Genomic DNA, 19,947 nt, shown 5'->3' with positions numbered 1-19,947 from the left:
CAGGTCTTATTTCTCCGGTCTTTGGCAGAGTTCTTAACCCCCCGGGATCGAGGGTGCAATCACGCGAACAGCGCGATCACGAAGAAGATGAGCGGAATCAGGCCGGTGTCGCGGTTGACCCGGAACAGTTGCAGCAGTTTGCCATTGTCATCGAGGTCCAGTCCGCGCAGTTGCCAGGCCATGTGCCAGCCCATCGCCCAGGGTCCCGCCAGCGCCAGAACCAGCGCCAGGATCGAGGCATCGGGCAGCGCTGCCTCGAACACCGCGATCCCCATCAGGCTGACGGTGGCCACCAGGAAATAGGACATCCAGCGCGGTGTCTGTGCGCCAAACAGCCGGGCGGTGGACTTGACCCCGATCAGGGCGTCATCCTCGGTATCCTGATGGGCATAGATGGTGTCATAGAACAGCGTCCAGGCGATGCCCGCGAGATAAAGGAACAGCGCGCCCCAGCCCAGCGAGCCGGAATGCGCGGTCCAGGCCAGCAGCGCGCCCCAGTTGAAGGCAAGGCCCAGAAATACCTGCGGCCACCAGGTAAAGCGTTTCGCAAAGGGATAGACCGCCACCGGCAACAGCGACAAAACGCCCATGGCGATGGCCATCCGGTTGAAGGTGAGCAGGATCATCAGCGCCAACAGCGCCTGCGCGATCATCCAGACCACCGCCATGCGCACGCTGACCTGACCCGAGGGGATCGGGCGCGAGCGGGTCCTTTCGACCCGGCCGTCAAATTCGCGGTCGGTGATGTCGTTCCAGGTGCAGCCCGCACCCCGCATCAGGAACGCCCCGATGGCACAGCCCAGGGCGATCCAAAGATCGCCCCAGCGCGCATCCTGCCCGTCGAGCATGGCCAGCGCCAACCCCCACCAACAGGGGATCAGCAGCAGCCAGGTGCCGATCGGCCGGTCGGCGCGGCTGAGCCTGAGATAGGGCCGCGACCAGGCCGGGGCATGGATATCGACCCAGTTGCCGGTCACCGCGTCCGCGACCTGACCGTCTGGCGTTGGGGCTTGGCCTTGCATATGTAGTCTTCCATGAGTGCAAAGATCAGATTGTATGTAGAGCAGGCCTTGGGCCAGGGGCAACCGGTTCAGGTGTCGCGCGACCAGGCGCATTATCTCTTCGGGGTGATGCGGCTGGGTGTCGGGGATTGGGTGGCGCTGTTCAACGGACGCGATGGCGAATGGCAGGCGCGGGTCGGCGAGGCGGGCAAGCGCGGCGGTGAATTACTGTGCGAGAGCCAAAGCGCGCCGCTCAGGATGCCGCCTGACCTTTGGCTGCTTTTCGCGCCGATCAAGAAGGCGCGTACCGATTTCATTGTCGAGAAGGCGGCCGAGATGGGCGCCGCGCGGATCGTTCCGGTGCAGACCGAGTTCACCAATTCCGAGCGCATCCGACAGGACCGGCTGCAGGCGCATGCGGTCGAGGCGGCGGAACAATGCGGCGGCACCTATGTGCCCGAGGTGGCAGAGCTGCAAAAGCTCGGCCCGCTGCTTGACCGCTGGCCGGCGGAGCGGCAGCTGATGTTCTGTGACGAGACGCTGGCGGGGCGCTCCTCCGCCCTTTCGGGCCTCCTCGCGGGGCAGGGCGAGAACGCCCGAACGGGCGGACCGAGCGGTCCCTGGGCCATCCTGATCGGCCCCGAGGGCGGTTTCTCGGAACGCGAGCGCGCCCGACTGGCCGCGCTGCCCAATGCGCATGCGGTCAGCCTGGGCCCGCGCATCCTGCGCGCCGACACCGCGGCGGTGGCGGCGCTGACGCTCTGGCAGCAGGCGCTGGGGGATTGGTGATGAAGAGAGTCGTTCCATCCGATCTGGATGATGTGCGTGCCTTTTTGCGGCTACAGCCCAATCGCGCCATGTTTCCCCTATCCAATCTGCATCGCTTCGGCCTGGACGGGGCCGCACCTTATGCCGTTTCGATGTGGATGTCCAAGGTCGCAGGCCAGGTGACGGGCGTGCTTTCGGTCACCCGGTCGGGCACCGTGATGCCAAACCTGCCCGAGGCGGATCTTGATTCTGCCCGCGATATCCTGCGGGAGACGGATATCAGCGGCATCATCGGGCCCGCCGATATCGCCCGCCCGCTGGCGGACCGGCTTGGCCTGTCTGGACGATCGGCGACGCTCGACCGGGACGAGCCGCATTTCACCCTGGATCTCAAGGACCTGCAGTGTCCTGATGGACCCGCAACTCTGCATCCGCTGGGCACCGCCGACCCGGAGGAGATGATCCGGTGGCGCGTGGCCTATTGTCGAGAGGCGCTGCACATGTCACCTGAGCAAGCCCAGCGGCAAGGCGAGGTGGATCACGATACCTATATCGCGGCGGACAGCCACCGTGTTCTGATGCAGGGCGGAAAGGCCCTGGCAATGACCGGGTTCAACGCCAGCCTGCCCGACATCGTGCAGGTCGGAGGCGTCTTTACACCCCCTGAGCTGCGCGGGCAGGGTCATGCCCGCCGGGCGCTGGCGCTGCACCTGATCGAAGCGCGGGCGCGCGGCGTGACAGAGGCGACATTGTTTTCCGCTTCGGATGCAGCTGCAGGTGCCTATCGCGGCATCGGTTTCCGCCAGATCGGCTTGTGGACGCTGCTGTTGTTTGAAACTCCGCAGAGGATAACACCATGAGCTTCATCCGACCCGAAGCGCGCGCCGCGTTGTGGCGCTGGCGCGAGGTGCTGGCGGGGCTTGCCGTCGCGCTTCTTGGCCTCAGCTGGATCGCGGGCCCGGGTGGCTTGTTGGGCTGGACAGGGTGGCCGGTGGCAGCCGCGGGGCTGGCGCTGGCGGTTGTCGGTGTCCAGCGCGCCCGGTTCCGTACCGGCGGTGGCGGTCCCGGCATCGTGCTGCTGGACGAGGGCGAGATCACCTATATGGGCCCGCTTGGCGGCGGCTCTGTCGCGGCCGCCGAGATCGAGCGGCTGACCTATGACCCCACCGCCACTCCGCCGCATTGGCTGCTGGAACAGGAGGGTCGCGCGGTGCTGGCCATTCCTGTCAACGCCGAGGGGGCCGAAGTGCTGTTTGACGGGTTTTCGGCCTTGCCCGGGCTCAGGACCGAACGGGTGCTGGCGGTGCTCAAGGGCGATGCGCGCCATGCGGTGGTGATCTGGGAACGCACGCCCTCGCGCCCCGCCACCTTGCCGTTGCATTGATGGCGCACGGTAGAGGGTATCGATTCCCGTGATGGCCGGGCCAACACTTCGGCGTGAGTTTCTACCCCTCGTTCCATTGACACTTGCGCCAAATGTGCCACTTCTCGGCAGATCGAGAAAAGCCAAGACGGAGCCCGAGCATGTCCATTCCCCAGTCCGGCGGCGGACCGATCGAACGCCACGAACAGCTGGCCGAATACCTCGCCTCGGGCTGCAAGCCCAAATCGGAATGGCGCATCGGCACCGAGCACGAGAAGTTCGGCTTTTGCAAGGATACGCTGAAACCGCTGCCGTTTGAGGGCACCCGCTCGATCGTTGCGGTTCTCGAAGGGTTGCGCGACCGGCACGGCTGGGCCGAAATGCGCGAGGGCGGCAATCTGATCGGCCTGCAAAAGGACGGCGCCAATATCTCGCTGGAACCCGGCGGGGCGCTGGAGCTGAGCGGCGCGCCGCTGGAAACCATCCACGAGACCTGCGACGAGGTGAATACCCATCTGCGCGAGGTCAAGGATATCGCCGACGAGATCGGCGTGGGCTTCATCGGGCTCGGCGCGGCGCCGATCTGGACCCATGACCAGATGCCGCTGATGCCCAAGGGCCGTTACAAGCTGATGGATGCCTATATGCAGAAGGTGGGCACCATGGGCACCACCATGATGCGGCGCACCTGCACGGTTCAGGTCAATCTGGATTTTGGCTCCGAGGCGGACATGGTGCAGAAACTGCGCGTCGCCATTGCCCTGCAACCGGTGGCCACGGCACTGTTTGCCAATTCGCCTTTCTTCGAGGGCCAGCCCAACGGCCACAAGAGCTGGCGTGCCCGGGTCTGGCGCGATCTGGACGCTGACCGCACCGGCATGGTGCCCTTCATTTTTGACGAGGGGTTCGGGTTCGAATCCTGGGTGCAATACGCGCTCGATGTGCCGATGTATTTTGTCTATCGCGACGGGACATATATCAACGCCCTGGGCCAGTCCTTCCGCGATTTCCTGAACGGGCGGCTGCCCGCGCTGCCCGGCGAGACGCCGACACTTTCTGATTGGGCCGATCACCTGACCACCCTGTTCCCCGAGGCGCGGATCAAGAAATACATCGAGATGCGCGGCGCCGATGGTGGCCCATGGCGCAGGCTGTGTGCGCTGCCCGCCTTCTGGGTCGGGCTGACCTACGACCAGTCGGCGCTGGACGCGGCCTGGGACCTGGTCAAGGGCTGGGACGCCGAGACCCGCGAAACGCTGCGCATCGAGGCCAGCCGGCAGGGCCTGCAGGCGCGGGCGGGCAATGTCCGCATGCACGATCTCGCGCGCGAGGTGCTGGCGATCTCCGAGGCCGGGCTGAAGGCGCGCGCGCGCCCCGGCGCGGGTGGCCTGGTTCCCGACGAGACCCACTTCCTGAACGCGCTGAAGGACAGCGTCGAAAGCGGCAAGGTGCCCGCCGACGAGCTGCTGGACCATTATCAGGGCGATTGGAATGGCGACCTGAGCCGCATTTACGCGCAATACAGCTACTGAGCCGGGCCGCCCGCCCTGCGGTGCGATCATCGCAGGCGGGCGGCTGAGCTTCCTGCCGGACAGGCATGCCGGATGGCCAGGGCGCGGGTTCTTGGGCCTCCGGTTTGGCGAGACGGGCCAGCCCCGAAGCCTGCGTTGGCGACCCCCTGAGCGCTTTGATCGCGGCAGGGGCCTCTCTGTTCAGATGGCTGCCAACGGCTGTACGCAGGCCCTGAAACGTGCCCGTAGAATCCGCCGCCAAGAGATGGAATCGAGACCTTCTGCGCGCCGCGCGAGGCTGCCGACAAGGCAGGGCGCGCTTGCGACAGGGGTGTGATCTCCCCAAAGAAAACAGGAATTCATTGGGTTTTTGATGCGCCTTTTGGTTGTCTCCACTTGAATTCGTGCCCAAAGCCTACTATCTGGGCCTTGCAAAGCTTCTTCTTACGACCTTCTGTTTCCTAAGTGCCTCAGTTGATCTTACGACGACACTTAGCCGGGTCGTCGCATCCTGTGGACGGCAAATGTACTAGGAGACAACACGATGGCCAATGGCACCGTGAAATGGTTCAATTCCCAAAAAGGCTTCGGCTTCATCGCACCTGAGCAGGGTTCGAAGGACGTTTTCGTTCATATTTCCGCTCTGGAACGCTCGGGCATCCAAAAGCTGGATGACGGCCAAGCCGTGACTTTCGACATCGAAAGTGGCCGGGACGGTCGCGAATCCGCGATCAATCTCGCACTGGCATAAGCCAGCTACGAATCGCAAAGAAAGGCGGGGCTGCCCTTGGGGTGGCCCCGCCTTTTTTGTGCTGAAAGGGGTTTGTCGAGCCGCAGGGGTTGATCAGGCGCGGCGCCTCTCTCTCATCGACCGTCCGATATGGGAGCGCTGCACGCTCCTTCGCGCCAATCCGTGCAACGGCTGGAGAGACATGCTTTCTCCGAAACGCGCCCCACGCCCCACGCCCCGCGGCGCTCGCATCTCACCATGGTCTGGACCGAACAAGGATACTGTCCGGGGCGCATTCAGATTGGCGGCAAGGGGCAGGGAAATTGCCAAGGGAGATCAGGCAACATGTCACGCTATAGGGGTGATTTGGTGGAGCCTAGGGGAGTCGAACCCCTGACCTCTTGCATGCCATGCAAGCGCTCTCCCAACTGAGCTAAGGCCCCGGACCGGTCAGCGAACATCCGTATCGCTGCGGTGAGCGGACATTTATGAGAGCGGTAGGACGAGCGCAAGCCCAAAATCGAGGGACTTGCAGATTTTCTTGGCTGCGACATCCGGGCGTGGATTGGCACAAAAAAGGGCGGGAACACTGCCCGCCCTGTCTTGCATTCGAATGTCAGCGGATCATTCGTCGTCCGAGGACATATCCTTGATGTCGTCCAGCGAAACGCTGTCCTCGTCATCATCGTCTTCGAGGATGTCATCATCGATATCCATGTCGACCGAATCGTCATCGCTGTCATCCAGCACGATTTCGTCGTCATCCACGGTCTGACGGGCCTTGCGGGTTGCCGCATCCTCGGCATCGGCGGCAATCATCCGGCCCTTGCCGAGGTCGAGTTCGACGATCTCGCCCGTATAGGGGCTGACGATCGGATTCTTGTTCAGGTCATAAAACCGCTTGCCGGTGGTCGGGCAAAGGCGCTTTACACCCCATTCTTCCTTGGGCATGTGAAATCCCCTTGATATCTGGTGAGTCGCAACGACGATTCCGGCCTCGTGCCACATGAGGTGGAGACTGTCAAAGCCTTTAGGCCAAAGGAAGCGCGATATGGGTCAGCATCATCTGCCGGGACAGCCACCGGTGCCGCTGACGCTCAGGCGTTCGGCGCGCGCACGGCGGATCAGCCTGCGCATCTCGCAGCTGGACGGGCGGGTCACCCTGACCCTGCCGCCGGGCGTGCCCGAGCGGGAGGCCATCGACTTTGCCCAGAGCAAGGCCGACTGGATTCGCGGCCATCTGGCCAGGCACATGCCCCGGCACCAGCCCGGCTTTGGCGATGCGATCCCGATCGAGGGCGCACCGACGCGCATCGTTCCGGCCAGCGGTCGGCGGATCCAGCTGCGGCCGGGGCTGGTCGAGGTGCCGCCGCAGGGGATGGAGGCACGGCTGCACCGTTTCCTGCGCGAGCTGGCGCGCGACCGGCTGGCGGCGGCCTGCGATTTCTACGCCTCCGAACTGGGCCGGCCCTATGCCCGGATCAGCCTGCGCGACACCCGCTCGCGCTGGGGGTCATGCACCACCGAAGGGGCGCTGATGTTCTCGTGGCGGCTGATCCTGGCGCCGCCCTCGGTGCTGCGCTATGTCGCCGCGCATGAGGTGGCGCATCTGGCCGAAATGAATCACTCTTCGCGGTTCTGGGCCGAAGTCACCCGCATCCACGGCCCCTATGTGGCGCCGCGCCAGTGGCTGCGCGACAATGGCACCCAGCTGCACAGCTACCGGTTCGACAGCGCGGCGAGTTGACGTTGCCGATGGTTGTGATCACATAGAGTCATGCAGCCCGTTCGCCCCCCCGATCCGACCACCGCCGCCCATGACCGGGTCTATCGCACCCTGCGCACACGCATCATGCATGGCGAGCTGGCGCCGGGGCAGGCGCTGACCTTGCGTGGCATCGGCAAGGAGTTCGATGTCTCGATGACGCCCGCGCGCGAAGCGATCCGCCGTCTGGTGGCCGAGGGGGCGCTGTTCCTGTCCAGTTCGGGCCGCGTGTCGACCCCCGAGCTGAATAGCGACCGGATCGAGGAACTGGCGGCGCTGCGCGCGCTCTTGGAGGTCGAGCTGGCAAGCCGCGCCCTGCCGCGCGCCCATATGGCGCTGATAGACCGGTTACAGACGATCAACGGCACCGTGGCCGAGATGGTGTCGAAACGTGATGCGGTCGGATACATCCGCACCAATCTGGAATTTCACCGCACCCTCTATCTGCGGGCGCAGGCGCCGGCGATGCTGGCCATGGCCGAAACCGTCTGGCTGCAACTGGGGCCGACGATGCGGGCGCTTTATGGGCGGCTGCGCCGCACCGATCCGCCGCAATATCACAAGCTGATCATCGCCGCGCTGAAGGCGGGCGATGAACCCGGATTGCGACTGGCCGTGCGTTCCGACGTGACTCAGGGCCTGCGGCTGCTGGTGACGTGATCGCGTTGCGCGGTTGCGCGTCGCTTTGCCTTGGTCTTAAGCTGAGACCGGATTTCAACGGGGAGTGAGATGATGAACAGGTTTTCACGGCGCGGCGCGCTGGGGTTGATCGGTGGCGCCGCCACCCTGCCGATGCTGGGCACGCCGGCACTGGCAAACACCAAGATGACCGTGGGCGCTTTGCGCTTCACCAGCCATGCAGCGTCTTTTGTGGCCTTCGAACGCGGCTATTTCGCCGAGGAGGGGTTGGACGTCGAATTCAAGTTCTTCGAGGCGGCCCAGCCGATGGCGGTGGCGATTGCCAGTGGTGACGCCGATTACGCGGTGACCGCGATCACCGGCGGCCTGATCAGCCTGGCCGAAAAAGGCGCGGCCAAGGTGATCGGCGGCGCGCTGAGCGAGGAAAAGGGCATCGACGGCCAGATGATCCTGGCGTCGAACGCGGCTTATGACGCGGGGCTGACCAGCGCCGCGGCGCTCGATGGGCGCAGCTTTGCCGTCACTCAGCCCGGCTCGTCCTTCCACTATATGGGCGCCAAGATCGCGGCGGTCGAGGGCGCCTCGGTCAAGTTCACGCCGCTGCAAAAGGTGGGCGCGATCATCGGCGCGATGAAGTCGGGACAGGTCGACGCCTGGACCATCGTGCCCCATATCGGCAAGGCGCTCTCGGGCGGCGGTGCTGTGAAACATATCGGCATGGTTGCCGATTATCTGCCCGATTATCAGGTCACCACCGTGTTTACCTCTGCCAGCAATGCCTCCGGCGAGCGGGCGCAGACCGAGGCGTTTCTGCGCGCCTTCTCGCGCGGGGCGGCGGATTTCAACGCGGCCTTGGTGGACAAGACCGCAGGCGATGAGGCCGGGGTCGAGATGGTCAAGCTGGTGCACAAATATGTCTATGCCGACCAGCCCTTCGAGAAGGCCGAGAAATCCATCCGCAACGGCGCGATGCGTCTGAACAAGGATTCGGCCCTGAACATGGGTTCGGTCGAGGATCAGCTGGGCTGGTTCAAATCCGAAGGTATGGTCAAGGACAGCATCACCACCGAGACGCTGGTCGACAGCTCTTATGTGCCCATGATCTGACGGCAAATGGAACTTGCGGTTCGCGGTCTGACCCATCGCTATGGCGACATGGTGGTGCTGAACGATGTTTCGCTGCATATCCCGGCAGGCGAGATCCTGTGCGTGGTGGGTCCGTCGGGCTGCGGCAAGTCCACCCTGCTCAGGATGCTGGGCGGGCTGGAGCAACCCGATTGGGGCGAGGTGCTGCAAGGCGGCACCCCGCCCGAGGGTTGTCTGAACCCGCTGACCTACGTGTTTCAGGATTTCGCCCTGCTGCCCTGGCGCAGCGTGGCGGGCAATGTGTCCTTGGTGCTCGAAGATCATCGCCTTCCGGGCGACCGGGTGCGCGCGATCATCGAGGATGTGCTGGCCCGCACCCGGCTGTCCGATTTCCACGATGCGCTGCCCCGGCAATTGTCGGGCGGCATGAAACAGCGCGTCGCCATTGCCCGGGCGCTGGCGGTGAACCCGGCGGTTATGCTGCTGGACGAGCCGCTTTCGGCGCTGGACGCGCAGACGCGCGAGCTGCTGATGGAGGATCTGGTGGGTTTGTGGGAGCGGCAGCCCTTTACCGGCGTCTATGTCACCCACAACCTGGCCGAGGCGGTGCGCCTGGGCCACCGCATCGTGGTGCTGTCGCGCCGCCCAGGCCGCGTGCGCGAGGTGATCGAGGTGCCAGGGGCGCTTTCTGAACGGCATGCCGGCGACGCAGGGCTGGAGGCGATCCAGGCCCACCTCTGGGCACTGATGCGCGACGAGGCTGTGGCCGCCGATCTGGAGTTGCTGGATGCCTGAGCTCAGGGTTCCCTTTCGTGGTGGCGGTTTCCGCCCCGAGGCGCGGCGCGGCACTGGCATCGCCGTTTTCCTGCTGCTGCTGTTCCTGATCGAATGGGGCACGCGGACAGGCTGGATTACCAACCTGACCCTGCCGCGCCCCTCGGACGTGGCCGCGACACTGGGCGATCTGGCCCGCTCTGGAGCCCTCTGGACCCATCTGCTCCCGTCGCTCAGCCGGTTGGCGGTGGGTTCAGCGCTCGGGATCAGCGCGGGTGTTGGTGTAGGCGTTCTGATCGGGCTCTTCTCTTACATCCGGGCCGGGCTGGTGCCACTGGTGGCGGCCATCTTCCCGATCCCGAAAATCGCCCTGCTGCCGCTGTTCGTGATCTGGTTCGGCATCGACGAAGGGTCGAAATACGCGCTCATCGCGCTGGGCACCTTTACGCCTACGGTGGTGGCCACCTATGGCGCGGTCGACAATGTCGACCGGGGGCTCATCCGCATGGGGCAAAGCTTTGGCCTGGGCTGGTGGTCGATCGTGCGCAAGATTGTGCTGCCCGGGGCGCTGCCCGGCATCCTGTCGGGGCTGCGCGTATCGCTGGCCATCGGCATCATCCTGCTGGTCGCGGCCGAGATGCTGGGCGCCGAACACGGGATCGGCGCCTATATCCTGCAAGCCGGTGCGCTCTACGATCTTGAGCGGCTTTTTGCCGGAGTCGTCATTCTGTCCTGTCTGGGCGTGCTGACCAGCTGGGCCATCGGCAAAATCGAGAAACGCTTGCTGGTCTGGCGCGGCTGATCGCGGTATCCTGCGGCAAAACAAACGAGCAGGTATGTCATCATGATCAACCGACGGTTCTTTACCCTTGGGCTGGGCGCGCTGTCCCTGTCCGCCTGTGGCGGTGGCGCACCGCTGACCGCCTCGACCCCTGCCGCCGCCCCGGCGCAGAGCTGGCCAACCGTGCCCAATGCGGGATGGGAGGCCTGGGTGGCGGGCTTCCGCAGCCGCGCCTCGGCACAGGGCATCAACGCCACGACGCTGGACCGCGCCTTTCGCGGGGCGGGATTTATCCCCAAGGTGATCGAGCGCGACCGCAACCAGACAGAGTTCAAACGCTCGCTGGAGGATTACCTGGCCATTGCTGCCTCGGATGAGCGGATTGCCACCGGGCGGCAGATGCTGCAACAACACGGCGCGCTGCTGACCCGGATCGAGGCGCATTACGGCGTCGACAAGGAGATCGTCACCGCGATCTGGGGGCTGGAAAGCCGCTATGGCGCCCGGCGCGGCGACGTGCCGATCGTCTCGGCCCTCTCGACCCTGGCCTATGACGGACGACGTGGCGCGTTTTTCGAAAAGCAGCTGATCGCGGCGCTGAAGATCCTGCAAAACGGCGATACCTCGCCCCAGAACATGACCGGCAGCTGGGCGGGCGCGATGGGTCACACCCAGTTCATCCCCACCTCGTACCTGGCCTATGCGGTGGATTTCACCGGCGACGGGCGGCGCGACATCTGGTCCGAGGACCCGACCGATGCGCTGGCCTCGACCGCCGCTTACCTGGCCAATGCCGGCTGGGTGCGCGGCCAGCCCTGGGGCGGCGAAGTGGGTTCTGCCGCTGCCAATTCCGGCAGCCCGAGCGCGGTCCTGCAACCGCAGGAGCCCGGGCCAAAGATCGCGGTGTTCAAGAACTTCAGCGTCATCAAGCGCTATAACAACTCGGACAGCTATGCCATCGGCGTCGGCCACCTGTCCGACAGGCTCAAGGGCGGCGGGCCGTTCAGGGCCTCGTTCGGGCCGGACGAGACCGGTCTGACGCTGGAAGAGCGCAAGGAGTTGCAGAGCCGCCTGACCGCCGCAGGCTACGATACCGGCGGCGCGGACGGGGTGATCGGATCGAAAAGCACAGCCGCGATCAGCGATTATCAGCGCGCGCGTGGGTTGGCCGTGACCGGCACGCCCTCGGTCGAGCTGTTGCGGCAGCTGCGCGGCGGGTAAGCCGGGCGGGGGGCGCTGCCCCCGTCGCCCGACGGGCGCCTCGCCGAAGTATTGTTGGTGCAATGAAGGGGCGCGCGGCGCCCTTTCTTATGCGGCCAGCCCCTTGGAGCCGATGTCGAGAAATTTCTTGCGGCGATCCTTGATCAGCGCCTCGGCGGATTTGCCGTCAAGTTCCTTGAGCATGGCGGCGATGGCCCCTCGCACTGCTTCCATCGCGGCGGTCTTGTCGCGATGAGCGCCGCCGCGCGGCTCGGGGATAACCCGGTCGACCACGCCGAGTTTCAGCAGGTCCTGCGCGGTCAGGCGCAGCGCCTCGGCGGCCTCGCGCATCTTTTCGGCATTCTTCCACAGGATCGAGGCGCAGCCTTCGGGCGAGATCACCGAATAGATCGAATGTTCCAGCATCGCCACCCGGTTGGCGGTGGCAAAGGCGACCGCGCCGCCGGAACCGCCCTCGCCGATGATGACCGAGACCAGCGGCACACCGGCGCGCAGGCACATCTCGGTCGATCGGGCGATGGCCTCGGACTGGCCGCGCTCTTCGGCGCCCTTGCCGGGATAGGCGCCCGCGGTATCGACCAGGGTAACCACCGGCAGGCCGAACCGGCCGGCCATCTCGATCAGGCGCACCGCCTTGCGATAGCCTTCGGGCCGGGCCATGCCGAAATTATGGGCGATGCGGGATTTGGTGTCCGAGCCCTTTTCGTGGCCAATCACCATGACGGGACGGTCGTTGAACCGCGCCAGCCCGCCCATTACCGCCAGATCATCGGCAAAGTTCCGGTCGCCGGCAAGCGGCGTGTATTCGGTGAACAGCGCATCGACATAGTCGCGGCAATGCGGACGCTCGGGATGCCGGGCCACCTGGCATTTCCGCCAGGGGGTCAGATCGCGATAGAGTTCGTCCAGCAACTTGGCCGCCTTGGCGTCAAGTGCCGCGGCCTCTTCGGCCACGTCCATCTCTTCATTGGCGCGGGCCAGGGCGCGCAGTTCCTCGGCCTTGCCTTCGATTTCGGCAAGCGGTTTCTCGAAATCCAGATACTGGGTCATGGTGCCCTCACGTCGCGGAGTTTCCCGCTATATGACCTCAGGTCGCGCGGGATGCAACTCGGCAAGATTTGTGGGACGCTTCGATGGCAGTCTGACCGGGCAGAGGAAACAGGCATCAGGCGATGACAGATTACGAAGGACGCATCCTGAGGGTGCTGAATTACATCCATGACAATCCGGGGGGCGACCTGTCGCTGGACCAGCTGGCGGATGTGGCGGCGATGTCGCGGTTTCACTGGCACCGGGTGTTCCGGGCGCTGACCGGCGAGACCTGTGCCCAGACGGTGCGCCGGATGCGGCTGCACCGGGCCGCGACCGCACTGGTCCAGTCCCGGGCGCGGGTGGACGAGATCGCGGCCTCGGTCGGCTATCCCAATCCGGTCTCCTTCGCGCGCGCCTTTGCCGAGGCCTATGGGCAAAGCCCGTCGGCCTTTCGCCGGACCAATCGCCTGCTGCCGCCTCTGCCCCCCTTCAGAACAGGAGACTACCCAATGCTACCCGTCGAAATCCGCACCGAACCCGCCCGCCGTCTGGTGGGGATTCCCCATCAAGGCGCCTATTCCGCCATTGGCCGCAGCTTCGAGAGTTTTTCCGCCCTGTGCCAGACCCGTAACCTGTGGCCGCAGATCGCGGAAACGGTTGCGATCTATCTCGACAGCCCCGATACCGTGCCCGAGGCGGAACTTCGGTCCTTTGCGGGCGGAACATGGCGCGGCGATGACATCCCGCAAGGGATGGAAGAGCACCGCCTGCCCGGCGGAAAGACGGCGGTCATGACCTACAAGGGTCCCTATTCCGGGCTTGCTGCCGCCTACCATTCTCTGTTTGGCACCTGGCTGCCCGCTTCGGGTGAAGAACCGGCAGAAAGCCCCTGTTTCGAGATTTACCTGAACGACCCGCGCACGGTTCCGCCCGAAGAACTGCTGACCGAGGTCTGTCTGCCCCTGAAATGAGGCCTTGGTCGTGACCAATGAAAACCTGGATGTCTCGCTCGACCATCTCGCGGGCTTCGATCTGCGCGTCCATCGCCATGTCGGGCCCTATGCGCAGAAGGCAGCAGGGTTTCGCAACTCCTCTCCTGCCTGCCGTCAGACTGGCGGGCACGCGGGTGGGGGCCGGTGGTTGGGCTCTACCTGTCCGACCCGGCCCGAACCCCACCATCCCAGCAGGTCTATCTTGCCGGATGCGCGGTACCGCAGGACACCGGCGAGATAGCGGGTCTGGAGCCATGGCGCCAGAGGCCCTGTCATTGTGCCATACATCGCCATGTGGGACCCTATGACCAGATCCGGACAAGTTCCGCAGGCTTTACGAGCGCGAGTTGCGGCGGCTGCGGGTCTGGCCCGATCTTGCGCCGCCTTTCGAGATTTATCACGACGATCCTGAACACACGGCGCCTGAGGCGCTGCGCACCGATCTTTGCATTCCATTGCGGCCCTAGCCGGGCCACAAAACCGGGTAGAGCGACAAAACAAGTAACCCGGCCATGGTCCAATTGAACACTGTCAGGCGACGTGGATTGGTCAGCAACCGCGCCATCTGCTGACCCAGCACGGTCCAGGTGCTCACCGAGGGCAGGTTGACCGCCCCGAAAATCGCGGCAACGACCAGCACCGCCGTCAGCGTCTGTCCCGGCGCGTAGGCCGAGATCGCGGTCAGCGCCATCGCCCAGGCCTTTGGGTTGACCCATTGAAAGGCCGCCGCCTGAACAAAGGTCATCGGGCGTCCGGCCGCTGCCCCCCGTTTGGCCGGCGCCGCATTGGCGATCTTCCAGGCCAGGTACAGCAGATAGACGACCGAGGCGTATTTCAGCAAACTATAGCTGGGCGGCCAGGCATCAAAGACCTGCACCAGCCCAACGCCGACCATCACCACCATGAAAGTAAAGCCCAACCCGATCCCCAGCATATGCGGAACCGAGCGGCGGAAGCCGAAATTGGCACCCGAAGCCATCAGCATCAGGTTGTTCGGCCCCGGCGTGATCGACGAGACAAAGGCAAAAAGCAAAAGGGCGATGAGCAGATCGTAAGTCATGCGCAAACTCTTGCGCGCGCCCGGGCAAATGAAATTGCGTTCTTGCGAGCAATCGCGATAAATTTGCAATCAATGACGAAGATTGACGAAATCAACCGCAAGATATTGCATGAACTGAGCCGCGACGGGCGGATCAGCAATCTCGACCTCGCGGCGCGCGTGGGGCTGTCGCCATCGGCCTGCCTGCGCCGGGTGCAAGAGCTGGAACGGGCGGGCGTGATCAGCGGCTACCGCGCGGTGCTGAACCCGGCGGCGCTGGGCATCGGATTTGTCGCCTACATGGGGGTCGGTTTGGGCGAACACACGAAGGCTGCACAAGAACGGTTCGAGCGCGCCGTGGCGCGCGCGCCCGAAGTGGTGGAATGCCACAACATCACCGGCACCATCGAATACCTGCTGCGGGTCGAATGTGCCGACCTGCCCAGCTACAAGACCTTTCACACCGATGTTCTGGGCACCCTGCCGCATGTGAATTCGATCACCACTTATGTGGTCATGGGCTCTCCAAAGGACCTGCGCGCCTGAGCCTGCGGGGAAAAAGTGATCGCATCGGCCCTTGCCGCACGAAAATTTGATCCCTAGGCTGATCACGAATTCGTTGTCCGACCCCGGCGTCAAGACCGGTGGCGGCGCTGAAAACCGGGAGAGTATCACATGAAGGCGATCTGGATCGGCGCGCTTGCAGGGCTTGCCATGATCTGTGCGGGGGCGCTGGCGGCGGGACCGGCCAAGCTGCAACCTGCCAATCCACAACCTGGCGGGCTGAAGCGCGGCCTGTCGGTCAGCTATGGCTATGCCAAAGAGGGCGAGCATATCCGGCAACTGGCCGAAGCGCGCAGCGTGCTCAAGGCGGGGGCGCAACGCGGCAAGGCGCTGCGCGGGCTCGATTATCGCGACACCGCCAAGGGCGAGAACACGCTGACCTCGGCCCGCGCGGAAAATGTCGCCGCAGCGATCCGTGGCTATATCCGCTTTGATGCGCCGGGCATCTACGAGATCGACTTTTTCACCAATGACGGGGTCGATGCGCGGATCGGAGGTCAGCGGGTCGGTCATTTCGACGGGCGTCAGACCTGCGACAGCACCATCGTCTCCGAGGTCGAGGTGCCGCAGGCGGGCTGGTACAAGGTCGACATCACCTATTTCAACCGCCTCAACACCTCGTGCCTGATGATGCGCTGGGGACAAAAGGGCAAGGGCATGAAATGGGTCCCGAACGAGGTGTTCGGTTATTGAACCAGCGCTCTTGGGCGATCTGAACAACGGGGCCGGTCGGCCCCGTTTTCATGTTCCGGCCCGCTCAAGCGCGGCGCGCAGCGCCAGTTCCGGCGAGGCCAGCACCGGCACATTCGCCCGCACTCGCGCCTGCGCCCCGGCCATCGAGGCCTGGGCCAGCACCACGGCGCTCAGGTCTGGCTGAGCGACCAGCGCGCTTTCGACCCGCCGCGCGATCGCCTCAGCAAAGGCGTCGCCGTCGCCTTCGGTGAACAAGGGCCAGAGGCCGGACAGATCAAGATGCGCGATCCGTGCCGCGTGGCCCTCGGCGGCAAACGCCGCCTCCAGCAGCGCGGTCGAAGGCGCCTTGGTACTCTCGAGGCAGCAGACCAGCAGGACCGGCCCGCCGCTTTGCGCAGCCACCCGCATCATCGGCGCGTCGATGCGAAGGGCGCCGGCCTGCTCGGCCAGCCCACCGATGGTGGTGCAGGTGCAGAGCGCCACCGGCACCTGGGCCAGGGCGGTGGTGATCTCGTCCGCCAGATCGGCGCCGATCCCGCCTTGCGCGCGCGCCAGCCAGTCGGGCCGTACCACATGGGTCAGCCGCGCCCCCGGCGCGATCCGCGCGGCGAGTGCATCGAAGGTGGCGCGATGCACTTCGGCGGTGTGGAACAGGGTCAGCTCTGTCATTTGCGGCCTCAAGCAAGGGTAGGCCGACCTAACGGCACAAGAACACGACTGTCCAGCGCCGACCCGTTTCCTGCGCCTTTCCAGCGGCCCGTCACCGGAGCGCAGGAAACGGGTCGCCCGGCGGGTCGCCCCCTCTCTATTCCATGACCATGCAACAGAGAAAGGGCATGACCATGGAACTGAAAGGCAAGACGATCATCATCACCGGCGCCAGCAGCGGTATCGGAGCCAGCGCGGCCTTGCTGTTTGCCTCTGAGGGCGCGAATCTCGTCCTGGGTGCGCGCCGGGCCGCCGAACTGAATCAACTGACCGGGCAGATCACGCAGAGCAATGGCCGGGCGGTCTGTCTGGCCGGGGACGTTACGGACGAAGCCTATGCGCACCGGCTTGTCGATCTGGCACGGTCAGAATACGGTCGGCTGGACGGCGCATTCAACAATGCCGGGATGATGGGAGAGATCGGGCCCGTCGCGGAGATGTCCGCCGCGAACTGGACCGAGGTTATCACCACCAACCTGACCAGCGCCTTCTTCTCGGCCAAGGCACAGATTCCGGCCCTTGTCGAGCAAGGCGGGGTGCTGGTGTTCACAAGTTCCTTTGTCGGAGTGGACAATGGCGGGATGCCCGGCATGGGCGCCTATGCCGCGTCCAAGGCGGGGCTCGTTGGTCTGGTCCGGTCGCTTGCCGCGGATCACGCGGCAGAGGGGATTCGGGTCAACGCGCTGTTGCCCGGGGGAACCCGGACAGCGATGGCAGGTGATGATCCGGATACGCATGACTTTATCGCTGGTCTGCATCCGATGAAGCGGATGGGCGAACCGAAAGAAATCGCGCAGGCGGCGCTGTTTCTGATGTCGGATCGGGCCAGCTTTGTCACCGGCACGGCGATGTCGGTCGATGGCGGCATCTCGGCACGGTTGCTGTGACAGAGCCCGGGCCGGCCATCGGCCGGCCCGGCATCGGCAACCGTCTCAGCCGTTTGCGGCGATCAGTTCCGCCTGGGCCACGATGACCTCGGCCTGCTTGATCGAGGCGATGTCGACCAGACGGCCCTTGTAGACCGTGGCGCCCTCGCCCTTGGCCTTGGCCGCTTCCATCGCGGCGAGGATCTCGCGCGCCTCGGTCACCGCGTCGTCCGAGGGGGTAAAGACCTGGTTGGCCAGCGCGATCTGCTTGGGATGGATGGCCCATTTGCCGACCATGCCCAGCGTCGCCGAACGCTTGGCCTGCGCGATATAGCCCTCGTCATCGCTGAAATCGCCAAACGGCCCGTCCACCGGCAGCACCCCATGCGTGCGGCAGGCGGCGACGATGGCGGCCTGGGCCCAATGCCAGGGGTCGGACCAGTGTTTGGTCCCCTCGCGCAGCATGTAATAGTTCTCTTGCGTGCCGCCGATGCCGGTGGTCTGCATGCCCATCGAGGCAGCGAAATCGGCGGCGCCCAGGCTCATCGCCTGCAGGCGGGGGCTGCTGGCCGCGATCTCTTCGACATGGGCGATGCCTGCGGCGGATTCGATGATAACCTCGAAGCTGATCGGCTTGCTCCGGCCCTTGGCGCGCTCGATCGCGGTGACCAGCGCGTCGACCGCATAGACATCCGCCGCACAGCCGACCTTGGGGATCATGATCTGGTCGAGCCGGTCACCCGCCTGTTCCAGCACATCCACCACGTCGCGATACCAATAGGGCGTATCCAGCCCGTTGATCCGCACCGACATGTATTTGTTGCCCCAATCGATCGTGTTCAGCGCCTCGATCACGTTCGCGCGCGCGCTGTCCTTGTCGCTGGGCGCCACCGAATCCTCGAGATCGAGGTTGATGACATCCGCCGCCGAGGCCGCCATTTTCACAAACAGCTTGGTGTTCGAGCCGGGCCCGAACAGCTGGCAACGATTGGGGCGCGCGGGCGCGGCGGGCTGGATGCGGAAACTCATGGGCAGACCTTTCGCCAGGTAAGGAAATTGCGATTTTTCTGCTTACTGAGGTATTAAATTGCGCCCCTCTGCGCAAGCGCCTTTGTGCAGGCGCAGCATTCTGCGCGCAGCCATTTCGCGCATGCAGCACAAGAGAGTGATTAAAGAGTAATCACTTTGAAAACTTCGAAGATTTTTGCGTGATGAGGCCGAAGCGCGCAAAATCTGCCCATGGAGATGAGTCGGCGGCAAACATAACGCGAAACGCTCGTTTTTCAGGACCTTTAGTCTTGACCGGAATCAAATGGAGACCTGCGATGATCGAGACACCGTATCTGCTGTTTTTGGGCGATGCCCCCGACCAACTCGCGGCCAAGGTCGCCGTGGGCATCAAGGACTGGCGGCCCGAGAACGCCGTGGGTCAGCTCCGGATGGAGGGCTGTAAGGCCGATCTGGGTCTGACCGACATGGATCTGGCCCAAGCCCGCGAGGCCGGCGCCAAGACGCTGGTGATCGGTGTCGCCAACCGCGGCGGCGTGATCAGCCAGGACTGGAAAAAGGTGCTGGTGATGGCACTGGAAGAGGGGTTCGACCTGGCCTCGGGCCTGCACAACCTGCTGCGCGACGAGCCCGATCTGGTCGCGGTGGCCGAGGCCTGTGGCCGCAAACTGCACGATGTGCGGATCCCCTCGGTCAAATACCCGATCGCCAATGGCGTCAAGCGCAAGGGCAAGCGATGCCTGGCCGTGGGCACCGACTGTTCGGTGGGCAAGATGTATACCGCGCTGGCGATGGATGCCGAGATGCGCGCGCGCGGCATGAAGTCGACCTTCCGCGCGACCGGTCAGACCGGCATCCTGATCACCGGCGACGGCGTGCCGCTGGATGCGGTGATCGCCGATTTCATGGCCGGTTCGGTCGAGTGGCTGACGCCCGACAATGACGAGGACCACTGGGACCTGATCGAGGGCCAGGGCAGCCTGTTCCACGTTTCCTATTCCGGGGTGACGATGGCTCTGGTTCATGGCGGCCAGCCCGATGCGCTGATCCTGTGCCACGAGCCGACCCGCGAGCATATGCGCGGCCTGCCGGGATACCAGTTGCCGACGCTGGAGGCGGTGCGCGATATGGCGCTGTCACTGGCCAAGGTCGCCAATCCCGCTTGCCAGGTGGTCGGCGTTTCGATCAATACCCAGCACATGAGCGAGGCGGACGCCCGCGCCTATCTGGCAGGGATAGAGGCCGAGATGGGCCTGCCCGCCACCGACCCGTTCCGTTTCGGCCCGGGCAAACTGGTGGATGCCCTGGCAGCAATGTGATCTAAGGCACCCGGCGGAGGCAGCAGAGATTTTTCGTCGAAAAATCTCGCCTCCGGCGGGAGTGTTTGAAGCAAAGTGAAAGGAGCG

At 64.7% G+C, this 19,947-nt stretch carries 22 protein-coding genes and 1 tRNA gene; 16 read left to right on the top strand and 7 right to left on the bottom strand.

Annotated features, from left to right (window positions below):
- Positions 1 to 59: 59 nt before the first annotated feature.
- Positions 60 to 1,022, bottom strand: a complete 963-nt coding sequence (gene ubiA / locus SPO_RS18390) for a 4-hydroxybenzoate octaprenyltransferase (protein WP_011049309.1) — start codon at positions 1,020 to 1,022, stop codon at positions 60 to 62.
- A gap of 12 nt (positions 1,023 to 1,034) precedes the next feature.
- On the opposite strand from ubiA, the gene SPO_RS18385 reads away from it, so the two are divergent.
- The 5 genes from SPO_RS18385 (at position 1,035) to SPO_RS18365 (ending at position 5,394) form a co-directional block, all read left to right on the top strand.
- Entirely contained in the window at positions 1,035 to 1,790 is a 756-nt protein-coding gene (locus tag SPO_RS18385) for a 16S rRNA (uracil(1498)-N(3))-methyltransferase (RefSeq protein ID WP_011049308.1), read from the top strand.
- The gene (locus SPO_RS18380) at positions 1,790 to 2,629 is read left to right on the top strand and encodes a GNAT family N-acetyltransferase (RefSeq protein ID WP_044028805.1); all 840 of its coding nucleotides are present in this window, start codon (positions 1,790 to 1,792) and stop codon (positions 2,627 to 2,629) included. The genes SPO_RS18385 and SPO_RS18380 overlap by 1 nt, the downstream gene beginning before the upstream one ends.
- A complete protein-coding gene (locus SPO_RS18375) occupies positions 2,626 to 3,153 on the top strand; it encodes a hypothetical protein (RefSeq protein ID WP_011049306.1) in 528 nt (175 codons plus the stop codon). Before SPO_RS18380 ends, SPO_RS18375 begins: the two co-directional genes overlap by 4 nt.
- A 140-nt stretch (positions 3,154 to 3,293) precedes the next feature.
- A complete protein-coding gene (locus tag SPO_RS18370) occupies positions 3,294 to 4,664 on the top strand; it encodes a glutamate--cysteine ligase (protein WP_011049305.1) in 1,371 nt (456 codons plus the stop codon).
- A gap of 523 nt (positions 4,665 to 5,187) precedes the next feature.
- Positions 5,188 to 5,394 carry a cold-shock protein gene (locus SPO_RS18365; RefSeq protein WP_011049304.1) on the top strand — a complete coding sequence of 69 codons (207 nt, stop codon included), beginning with the start codon at positions 5,188 to 5,190 and terminating at the stop codon, positions 5,392 to 5,394.
- Positions 5,395 to 5,740: 346 nt separating this feature from the next.
- Here the strand turns inward: SPO_RS18365 and SPO_RS18360 are convergent.
- Both SPO_RS18360 and SPO_RS18355 read right to left on the bottom strand, forming a co-directional pair.
- Positions 5,741 to 5,816: transfer RNA gene (locus SPO_RS18360), tRNA-Ala, on the bottom strand.
- A 181-nt stretch (positions 5,817 to 5,997) separates the two neighbouring features.
- Positions 5,998 to 6,324, bottom strand: coding sequence for a TIGR02300 family protein (locus SPO_RS18355; protein ID WP_011049303.1), 327 nt, complete (start codon positions 6,322 to 6,324; stop codon positions 5,998 to 6,000).
- A 100-nt stretch (positions 6,325 to 6,424) separates the two neighbouring features.
- Between SPO_RS18355 and SPO_RS18350 the strand changes: the two genes are divergently transcribed.
- The 6 genes from SPO_RS18350 to SPO_RS18325 all read left to right on the top strand — a co-directional run bounded on the left by SPO_RS18350 (position 6,425) and on the right by SPO_RS18325 (position 11,639).
- Positions 6,425 to 7,120 (top strand): M48 family metallopeptidase, encoded by a 696-nt coding sequence (locus tag SPO_RS18350; RefSeq protein WP_044028803.1) that lies wholly within the window; start codon positions 6,425 to 6,427, stop codon positions 7,118 to 7,120.
- Positions 7,121 to 7,150: 30 nt separating this feature from the next.
- The gene (locus SPO_RS18345; RefSeq protein ID WP_011049301.1) at positions 7,151 to 7,798 is read left to right on the top strand and encodes a GntR family transcriptional regulator; all 648 of its coding nucleotides are present in this window, start codon (positions 7,151 to 7,153) and stop codon (positions 7,796 to 7,798) included.
- Positions 7,799 to 7,870: 72 nt separating this feature from the next.
- On the top strand, positions 7,871 to 8,884 hold the full coding sequence (locus SPO_RS18340; protein ID WP_044029398.1) for an ABC transporter substrate-binding protein: 1,014 nt from the start codon (positions 7,871 to 7,873) through the stop codon (positions 8,882 to 8,884).
- A gap of 6 nt (positions 8,885 to 8,890) precedes the next feature.
- On the top strand, positions 8,891 to 9,658 hold the full coding sequence (locus tag SPO_RS18335; protein ID WP_011049299.1) for an ABC transporter ATP-binding protein: 768 nt from the start codon (positions 8,891 to 8,893) through the stop codon (positions 9,656 to 9,658).
- Positions 9,651 to 10,439, top strand: coding sequence for an ABC transporter permease (locus SPO_RS18330; protein WP_011049298.1), 789 nt, complete (start codon positions 9,651 to 9,653; stop codon positions 10,437 to 10,439). The genes SPO_RS18335 and SPO_RS18330 overlap by 8 nt, the downstream gene beginning before the upstream one ends.
- A 42-nt stretch (positions 10,440 to 10,481) precedes the next feature.
- The gene (locus SPO_RS18325) at positions 10,482 to 11,639 is read left to right on the top strand and encodes a lytic murein transglycosylase (protein ID WP_011049297.1); all 1,158 of its coding nucleotides are present in this window, start codon (positions 10,482 to 10,484) and stop codon (positions 11,637 to 11,639) included.
- 87 nt (positions 11,640 to 11,726) lie between these two features.
- Here SPO_RS18325 and SPO_RS18320 read toward each other — a convergent pair whose 3' ends face one another.
- Positions 11,727 to 12,689 (bottom strand): acetyl-CoA carboxylase carboxyltransferase subunit alpha, encoded by a 963-nt coding sequence (locus tag SPO_RS18320; protein ID WP_011049296.1) that lies wholly within the window; start codon positions 12,687 to 12,689, stop codon positions 11,727 to 11,729.
- Positions 12,690 to 12,811: 122 nt separating this feature from the next.
- On the opposite strand from SPO_RS18320, the gene SPO_RS18315 reads away from it, so the two are divergent.
- The gene (locus SPO_RS18315) at positions 12,812 to 13,642 is read left to right on the top strand and encodes an AraC family transcriptional regulator (protein ID WP_011049295.1); all 831 of its coding nucleotides are present in this window, start codon (positions 12,812 to 12,814) and stop codon (positions 13,640 to 13,642) included.
- A 484-nt stretch (positions 13,643 to 14,126) separates the two neighbouring features.
- Here the strand turns inward: SPO_RS18315 and SPO_RS18310 are convergent, their stop codons facing one another.
- Positions 14,127 to 14,723, bottom strand: coding sequence for a LysE family translocator (locus tag SPO_RS18310; protein ID WP_011049293.1), 597 nt, complete (start codon positions 14,721 to 14,723; stop codon positions 14,127 to 14,129).
- 72 nt (positions 14,724 to 14,795) lie between these two features.
- On the opposite strand from SPO_RS18310, the gene SPO_RS18305 reads away from it, so the two are divergent.
- Both SPO_RS18305 and SPO_RS18300 read left to right on the top strand, forming a co-directional pair.
- Positions 14,796 to 15,248 carry an Lrp/AsnC family transcriptional regulator gene (locus SPO_RS18305; protein ID WP_011049292.1) on the top strand — a complete coding sequence of 151 codons (453 nt, stop codon included), beginning with the start codon at positions 14,796 to 14,798 and terminating at the stop codon, positions 15,246 to 15,248.
- A 129-nt stretch (positions 15,249 to 15,377) separates the two neighbouring features.
- Positions 15,378 to 15,959, top strand: a complete 582-nt coding sequence (locus SPO_RS18300) for a PA14 domain-containing protein (protein ID WP_011049291.1) — start codon at positions 15,378 to 15,380, stop codon at positions 15,957 to 15,959.
- Positions 15,960 to 16,007: 48 nt separating this feature from the next.
- Here the strand turns inward: SPO_RS18300 and SPO_RS23355 are convergent, their stop codons facing one another.
- Complete coding sequence (locus tag SPO_RS23355) at positions 16,008 to 16,628, bottom strand: hypothetical protein (protein ID WP_044028800.1); 621 nt, start codon at positions 16,626 to 16,628, stop codon at positions 16,008 to 16,010.
- Between the two features lie 173 nt (positions 16,629 to 16,801).
- Between SPO_RS23355 and SPO_RS18290 the strand changes: the two genes are divergently transcribed.
- Entirely contained in the window at positions 16,802 to 17,554 is a 753-nt protein-coding gene (locus SPO_RS18290; protein ID WP_044029397.1) for an SDR family oxidoreductase, read from the top strand.
- Positions 17,555 to 17,599: 45 nt separating this feature from the next.
- Here the strand turns inward: SPO_RS18290 and SPO_RS18280 are convergent, their stop codons facing one another.
- Positions 17,600 to 18,562, bottom strand: coding sequence for an L-malyl-CoA/beta-methylmalyl-CoA lyase (locus SPO_RS18280; protein WP_011049288.1), 963 nt, complete (start codon positions 18,560 to 18,562; stop codon positions 17,600 to 17,602).
- Between the two features lie 296 nt (positions 18,563 to 18,858).
- Between SPO_RS18280 and dgcN the strand changes: the two genes are divergently transcribed.
- Positions 18,859 to 19,860 carry an N-acetyltransferase DgcN gene (gene dgcN / locus SPO_RS18275; RefSeq protein ID WP_030003268.1) on the top strand — a complete coding sequence of 334 codons (1,002 nt, stop codon included), beginning with the start codon at positions 18,859 to 18,861 and terminating at the stop codon, positions 19,858 to 19,860.
- The last annotated feature ends 87 nt before the right edge of the window (positions 19,861 to 19,947 follow it).

This window comes from Ruegeria pomeroyi DSS-3, from assembly GCF_000011965.2.
Classification (GTDB): domain Bacteria; phylum Pseudomonadota; class Alphaproteobacteria; order Rhodobacterales; family Rhodobacteraceae; genus Ruegeria_B; species Ruegeria_B pomeroyi.
This window is presented reverse-complemented; position numbering and strand designations above follow the sequence as displayed.